General features: G+C 57.9%; 4 protein-coding genes and 1 pseudogene. 3 read left to right on the top strand and 2 right to left on the bottom strand.

Going from position 1 to position 4,182, the window contains the following annotated elements:
• Positions 1–116: 116 nt before the first annotated feature.
• Positions 117–1,082, bottom strand: coding sequence for a CYTH domain-containing protein (locus tag AAC083_RS06630; protein ID WP_108536140.1), 966 nt, complete (start codon positions 1,080–1,082; stop codon positions 117–119).
• 170 nt (positions 1,083–1,252) lie between these two features.
• Here AAC083_RS06630 and AAC083_RS06625 point away from each other — a divergent pair, with 170 nt between their 5' ends.
• From AAC083_RS06625 to ybaK, 3 genes are all read left to right on the top strand, one after another.
• Positions 1,253–1,933 (top strand): TIGR00153 family protein, encoded by a 681-nt coding sequence (locus AAC083_RS06625; RefSeq protein WP_042035354.1) that lies wholly within the window; start codon positions 1,253–1,255, stop codon positions 1,931–1,933.
• Between the two features lie 25 nt (positions 1,934–1,958).
• On the top strand, positions 1,959–3,224 hold the full coding sequence (locus AAC083_RS06620; protein ID WP_108536139.1) for an inorganic phosphate transporter: 1,266 nt from the start codon (positions 1,959–1,961) through the stop codon (positions 3,222–3,224).
• Between the two features lie 221 nt (positions 3,225–3,445).
• The gene (ybaK, locus tag AAC083_RS06615) at positions 3,446–3,916 is read left to right on the top strand and encodes a Cys-tRNA(Pro) deacylase (RefSeq protein WP_042035351.1); all 471 of its coding nucleotides are present in this window, start codon (positions 3,446–3,448) and stop codon (positions 3,914–3,916) included.
• A gap of 55 nt (positions 3,917–3,971) precedes the next feature.
• On the opposite strand, the pseudogene AAC083_RS06610 reads toward ybaK, so the two are convergent.
• Positions 3,972–4,182, bottom strand: a pseudogene (locus tag AAC083_RS06610) (GNAT family protein); the annotation flags it as partial.

Below are 4,182 nucleotides of genomic sequence, written 5' to 3'. Positions count from 1 at the left end.
AAAAAAACAAATAAAAACAATGCCAGTCAGGCTTAACTGACTGGCATTAGAGCTAACGCTCACCTTTTTCATTGTCGCCATTGTTCGTCACTGCCGCGCCCTGCAAGGCACAGATGTCATGCCACCGCGAGCAGCCAGGCAGCGATGGCCAATTGCAGCCGCACATAGTCGACGCGATGGAACAGCGTCGACAGGGCAGCTTGCCACCCGGTGTCGGCCGGTTCCTGGGCCAATAAGGTCAGATGAGTCGACAAGTCGGTCAGCGCCGCCAGCCACACTGGCGCCTGCGTAGCGGCAGCATCAACAATGAGCGTAACCCCTTGCCGGATCGCAAGCAGCGCCAGTTGTCGCTGCTCGGGGTCTGCCTGCTCCAGCCAGTACTGCTCGTGATGTTGCCAATGTTGCAGGCCCGAGGTGATACGCATCACGGCATCGCTCCCATTGGCTACAGGCAAGGATTGCAGCGTCAGCGGCTTGCCGAGTCCCGCCAGCCGATAGCCTCGCTGCGCCTTGGATTGCGCACCCAACCTGACCCCGCCAAGACCGGCCAGCTGCTCTGCCAACCCGAACAGGGCCCGTGCATCGCCAGACTTGAGTTCCAGCTCCAACTCATCGATGCAGGTCTTGCCCAGCGAACCGACGATCTCGCCCTGATCCCAGGCCAGCTCTATCTCGGCACCCTCGAAGGCTATCAGCCAGTAGCGGCGCAGGAAATCAGTCCTGAACTGGGCAACCAGCCTGGTCTGGATTTCGTCGCGCACCACCAAGCTCGGCCAAAGCTCGGCTGGAAAAGCCGCAAGCAGGGGCACATCACCCTGCACGGGGGCATTATATTCAGGCCTGGCATGCAATCCCCCCACCACCTGACCCCGACATTTAATCGTCTGCTCGGCAAAATCATCGCTGCGACGAATACGCAATCCCATTTCCAGCAGACGTAAATCCAGGGTCGGCGTATCAAAATAGACATTGCCGAGATCGACCTGGGAACTTGATATAATTTCAAGTGAATTCAAAAGCTTGGATAGTGGACATTGAATGTCTTGTGAGACAAAAAACTTTATCTCGATCTCAGTTTGCATAGTCATTCCGGGCTGGCAGGCAACTTTGGGGGGGCACAATGTGCAACGCGAGGATATAATGCCTGTGATACATCAGGATTAATTCACGGTTTTATTGATGACGCAGTTCGGTTACCATGCGCCCCTCATAAAATCGTATCGAGTGTTTTTTCACCGACACAGGTTTGTCCATGCCAGTAAATACTATTTTGGGGCTTTTTGCCAAGTCCCCCATCAAGCCGCTGCAGAAGCATATCATCAAGGTTCACGTGTGCTGCGAGCAGCTCATTCCCTTCTTTGATGCCGTTGCCGAAGACCGTTGGGAAGATGCCGAGAAGATCCGGCAGCAGATAGCCCAGCTGGAAAAAGAGGCGGACATCCTCAAGCGTGAAATTCGTCTGAAACTGCCTCGCGGCCTGTTCCTGCCGGTCGCCCGTACCGACCTGCTGGAACTGCTGACCCAGCAAGACAAGATTGCCAACCGTGCCAAGGATATCTCCGGCCGCATGCTTGGCCGTCGAATGGAATTCCCTGCCGAGATGCGTGCCGATTTCATGGCCTATCTCAAACGTTGTATCGATGCGACCGCCCAAGCCGAAAAAGCCATCGGAGAACTCGATGAGCTGCTCGAAACCGGCTTCAAAGGACGTGAAGTTGAAATGGTTGCCGAGATGATCCATCAGCTGGATCTTATCGAGGACGATACTGACACCATGCAGATCGGACTGCGCCAACAGCTGCAAGCTGTTGAGCAGAAATACAATCCGATCGACATTATGTTCCTCTACAAGATCCTCGAATGGGTAGGTGACCTGGCAGATCAGGCCGAGCGCGTTGGCGCCCGTCTGGAACTGATGCTGGCTCGTTCGTAATCGACTGACTGGGTAAACACTATTAATGGACATTATCGCGAATTACGGCACTACTCTGGTGCTCGTGGCGGCCTTGTTCGGCTTTTTGATGGCCTGGGGTATAGGCGCGAATGACGTGGCCAACGCTATGGGCACATCGGTCGGCACCAAATCCCTGACCATACGTCAGGCGATCATCATCGCCATGATCTTCGAATTTGCCGGTGCCTATCTGGCCGGTGGCGAAGTGACAGCGACCATACGTAACGGCATCATAGATACCAACGCCTTTGTCGACACGCCAGATCTGCTGGTGCTCGGCATGATAGCCTCCCTGCTGGCGGCCGGTGCCTGGTTGATCCTGGCCTCCTACTTCGGATGGCCCGTATCCACCACCCACTCCATCATCGGCGCCATCGTCGGCTTCGCCGTGGTGAGCATAGGCCCGGAAGCGGTTCAGTGGGGCAAATTCGGCGGTATAGTCGGCTCCTGGATCATCACCCCGGCCATCTCTGGCATCATCGCCTACTTCATGTTCATCAGCGTGCAGAAGCTCATCTTCAACACAGATGATCCCCTGGCCAACGCCAAGCGTTACGTGCCTTTCTACATGTTCCTGACCGCGCTGGTGATCTGTCTGGTGACCATCAAGAAGGGGCTGACCCACGTTGGTCTACACCTGAGCAATGGCGAAGGGGTCCTGCTCTCCACCATCATCTCCCTCGCGGTGGCATTTGCTGGCTGGCTCTACATTCGCGGCCAGCAATACAACCCGCAGGATGACAGCAAGATGCACTTCGCTAACGTGGAGAAAGTATTCGGCATCCTGATGGTGATCACCGCCTGTGCCATGGCCTTTGCCCACGGCTCCAACGACGTGGCCAACGCCATAGGTCCGCTCTCCGCCGTGGTCTCCATCGTCGAAAGCTCCGGTCAGATCGCCGGTAAGTCCACCATAGCCTGGTGGATCCTGCCCCTCGGCGGCATAGGTATCGTCATCGGCCTCGCCACCATGGGAGAGAAGGTGATGGCCACCGTCGGTACCGGCATCACTCACCTGACCCCGAGCCGTGGCTTCGCCGCCCAGCTGGCCACAGCCGCGACCGTGGTGATCGCCTCCGGCACGGGTCTGCCCATCTCCACCACCCAGACGCTGGTGGGTGCCGTGATGGGTGTCGGTCTGGCCCGTGGCATAGCCGCCCTGAATCTGGGGGTACTGCGCAACATAGTGGTCTCCTGGATCATCACCCTTCCCGCCGGTGCCATCCTGGCCATCGCCATCTTCTACGTGCTGCAAGCCTGTTTCTCCTGATACGCGCAGCCGCAAACAGCCCGGGTCACTGACCCGAGCTTTTTTATATCCCTCTCCACCCGGAGCATGGGAAGTCAGGGTCGGTGGCGGCCAACACGGCCCCTGACTCTGGATCTATGCGAAATCTCGAGCGTGCCCATCTCCTGCCACTGCGACCGGCTTGCATCCCCTGCCTTGCAGGCGCAGACTGTTTGGCCTTGTTTTGACTCAAGGCGCTTATCATGACTCCTGCCATCAACCTTCTGAAAAAGCTCAAGATACCGCACAAGCTCTACCCCTATGAGTGCGCAGCTCACGACGATTTCGGTAAACATGCCGCGACCCAGCTCGGCCTGCCGGAAGCCCAGGTGTTCAAGACCCTGGTCGCCCATCACGACAAGCAAGCAGTGGTCGCCATAGTGCCCTCGTCGGGCATGTGCAGTCTCAAGCAGCTGGCCAAGGCCACTGGCCTGAAGAAGGTGGAGATGATGAAACCGGCCGAGGCCGAGAAGCTGACCGGTTACAAGGTGGGGGGCATCAGCCCGCTGGCCCAGAAAAAACGGCTGCTCACCGTACTCGACGACTCTGCCATGGCATTTGACGAGATACTGGTGAGCGGCGGCAAGCGCGGCCTCTCGGTCGGGGTGGCGCCACAGGACATGCTGACCCTGCTGCAGTGGATCGCCGCCCCCATAGGTGAGCACCATGAGTAAGCCCTGATACCGACAAACGAGGCCCCGCTGGCGGGGCCTCTGTCATCTTGCCAGGTCAGTCGTTATTGGTACGACAGGCAGCGGTCAGCTCGGATAATCGCAACCTCTGGCGCCCCTGTTCGTCGAAGTTGGCATCGGCCAACCAGCGCTCGAAACAGGTTTGCAAGGCGGGCCACTCACTGTCAATCACCGAGAACCAGGCGGCATCGCACGTGCGCCCCTTGCCCACCCGACTCTGGCGAAAGGTCCCCTCGTAACTGAAACCG

It is taken from the genome of Aeromonas sp. HMWF014 (assembly GCF_963878295.1).
In the GTDB taxonomy this organism is placed as follows: Bacteria; Pseudomonadota; Gammaproteobacteria; order Enterobacterales; family Aeromonadaceae; genus Aeromonas; species Aeromonas popoffii.
The sequence above is the reverse complement of the archived record's forward strand: the minus strand, read 5'-3'. Positions and strand labels throughout refer to the sequence as shown.

Bases quoted from the DNA above. Each gene is read 5' to 3' on its own strand.
- AAC083_RS06630 (WP_108536140.1), bottom strand. From the start codon at position 1,082: ATGCAAACTGAGATCGAGATAAAGTTTTTTGTCTCACAAGACATTCAA.
- AAC083_RS06625 (WP_042035354.1), top strand. From the start codon at position 1,253: ATGCCAGTAAATACTATTTTGGGGCTTTTTGCCAAGTCCCCCATCAAG.
- AAC083_RS06620 (WP_108536139.1), top strand. From the start codon at position 1,959: ATGGACATTATCGCGAATTACGGCACTACTCTGGTGCTCGTGGCGGCC.
- ybaK (WP_042035351.1), top strand. From the start codon at position 3,446: ATGACTCCTGCCATCAACCTTCTGAAAAAGCTCAAGATACCGCACAAG.